Consider the following 2,402-nt stretch of genomic DNA (forward strand, 5'->3'; position numbering starts at 1 on the left):
GCTGGTTTTGGGACGCTATGGGAACTGGTCAGTTGGGGTCAATGATGGATTTCATCTTCCGCATGGATTCTCCTTTGAGGTTGAGCTGGTAGGCGTTGTGTACAAGGCGGTCGAGGATAGCGTCAGCCACGGTCGCATCAGCGAGGTACTCGTGCCAGGCTGCCACTGGCAGTTGGCTGGTGACGATGGTCGAGTGCCTGCCGTGGCGGTCTTCGAACAGTTCAAGCAGCTCCCTGCATGTGGCCGGGGTCATCGGGGTCAAGCCCCAGTCGTCGAGCACGAGCAAAGGCGTTTTGGCAAAGGACCGCATGAGCTTTCCGTACCGACCGTCGGCTTTGGCGATCAGTAGATCCTCAATGAGTCGAGGCAAGCGCATGTACAAGGCGTCGAAGCCTTCCAGACAGGCCTTGTGAGCCAGGGCGCAGGCCAGGAAGCTCTTCCCTACGCCCGTCGCCCCGGTGATGAGCACGTTGTGTCCTTTGCCGACCCAGGAGCAGGAGCCCAGACTCATGACCAAGGTCTTGTCGAGCCCCCTTGGCGAGTGAAGGTCGATATCCTCGAAGCAGGCTGCGTGCCTGAGTTTTGCTTTCTTTAACCGGGTCGTAAGACGGCGGTTCATGCGGTGCAGTTTTTCGCGGTCGATGAGGAGCGCCAGGCGCTCTTCAAAGCACAGTTCCTCGATGCTCTGCATGGCCCGCTGTTCCTCCAGAGCCTTGGCCATGCCGCCAAGGCCCAAGGCATTGAGAGTCTGCGAGGTTGGATGGCTCAGCATGAGGCCTCCTTGCGGTAGTATTCCGGACCACGCACGTTGTCGTGGGGTATGGGAGTCTGGTCGGCGTTGTGGATCGGCAACGGCAGACGGTCCAGGCCGGTCTTGAGGATGGACTTGAGACTTTTCTGGGAAAGGGCTCCCAGATGCAGCGCCCGCTCACAGGCCGCGTCCAGGCGTGCGGATCCGTGCTCCTTGGCCAGGCCGATGACGCCCAGGCAGGATCTGTAGCCCTGTACGGGGTGTTTGCGTGAACCCATGATGGCTTCCGTCAACGCAGAGACATTGGGGCCGAGCGTTAGCGCCCATTGCGCGAGGCGCTCCGGGGTCCAGCCCGCGTACTCTTGGTGACTTTTGGGCATGTGCTCCATGACGGTCGTATGCCGTCCTTTCTGCATGGACCGGGGATGGGCAGACACACGTTGGCCCTTGTGGAAGCATTCAACGGTGGTGGCCGTGATCCGGACGTCGATACGTTTTTTGATGAGGCTGCACGGCACGGAGTAATAATGCCCGTCTACTTCGACATGGTAGTCGATGTTGACGGTGGCCTGCTTCCACTCGGCAAAGACGTAAGGGGCGCACGGCAGCGGCAGGAGTGCTGGCTTGTCCAGCGTTTCGAAAGCCTCTCTCCTGTTGCCGGGCAACTTTTTGAACGGTCGGGTGTTGAGGTCAGTCACCAAGGCGGCGATGGCACGGTTGGCCTCGTTCAAGGATAGGAAGACTCGATTGCGCAACCTCGCCAGAATCCAGCGCTCCACGATTTGCACGGCGACCTCGACCTTGGCCTTGTCTTTAGGTTTGCGCACTCTGGCCGGGATGACGGCTGCACCGTAATGGGCCGCCATGTCGTCGTAGGTTGGATTGATGTCGGGCTCGTAGCGGCAGGTCTTATTGACGCCCGACCGCAGATTGTCGGGGACAAGCAGATGCGGAACACCGCCGAGAAAGGTGAAGGTACGGACATGGGAGCCGATCCAGTCCGGCAGGCTCTGTGTCCACGTGGCCTCGGCAAAGGTGAAGTTGCTGGCGCCGAGCACGGCCACAAAAATTTGGGCCTCACGAACCTCGCCGCTGAATGGGTCTTGAATGGGGATGGTCTGGCCCGCGTAGTCGATGAAGGCCTTCTCTCCGGCCACGTGGACCTGGCGCATGGATGGCTTGAGTTTGCCCACGAAGGCTCGGTAGCGAGCGCAGAAGCAACTGTATTGCAGGCCGTCAGGATGCTGCGCCTTGTACTCATCCCAGAGCAGAAGCAGGGTCACGGAACGACGCTTGCGCTCTATGTGGACGTCGGCCCAGTTCGGTTCCGGTCGCTTCACGGAACTTGGCGGCAGGGATGGAAAGAGCAGGTTTTCAAGCTCTGAGTCGGACAGGCTTGGCGGCAACGGCCAACTGAGGTTGGCAGCCTGAGCCCTGCGTAGGTACTCGGAGGCGGTGTTGTGTGAGATCTTGAGACTGAGGCCGATCTGGCGTGCGGACAGGTCCCGGTTGAAATGCAGTCGTAAAACGTCTTTGATCTTGCGCATGGATAACCTCGAATTGGGCATGGGCACCTCCTGAAAAGGAGTATGCCCGATTTATCCAGCGCCGCATCCGCTGCGAATTTTCCACCGAGTCTGACGCCGTTGGG

2 protein-coding genes are annotated in these 2,402 nt (G+C 59.9%); both read right to left on the minus strand.

Annotation, left to right across the window (positions count from 1 at the left end; translation table 11 throughout):
- Nucleotides 1–28: 28 nt before the first annotated feature.
- Nucleotides 29–772: an IS21-like element helper ATPase IstB gene (gene istB / locus BMZ24_RS19275; protein ID WP_092194744.1), complete on the minus strand. Its 744-nt coding sequence runs from the start codon at nt 770–772 to the stop codon at nt 29–31.
- On the minus strand, nt 766–2,298 hold the full coding sequence (gene istA / locus BMZ24_RS19280) for an IS21 family transposase (RefSeq protein ID WP_092194746.1): 1,533 nt from the start codon (nt 2,296–2,298) through the stop codon (nt 766–768). The genes istB and istA overlap by 7 nt, the downstream gene beginning before the upstream one ends.
- Between the last annotated feature and the right edge of the window lie 104 nt (nt 2,299–2,402).

The sequence above is a fragment of the Desulfomicrobium norvegicum genome, from assembly GCF_900114595.1.
In the GTDB taxonomy this organism is placed as follows: domain Bacteria; phylum Desulfobacterota; class Desulfovibrionia; order Desulfovibrionales; family Desulfomicrobiaceae; genus Desulfomicrobium; species Desulfomicrobium macestii.

Excerpts from the sequence above, each read along its gene's own strand:
- istB (WP_092194744.1), bottom strand. The coding sequence starts at position 772 with ATGCTGAGCCATCCAACCTCGCAGACTCTCAATGCCTTGGGCCTTGGC.
- istA (WP_092194746.1), bottom strand. The coding sequence starts at position 2,298 with ATGCGCAAGATCAAAGACGTTTTACGACTGCATTTCAACCGGGACCTG.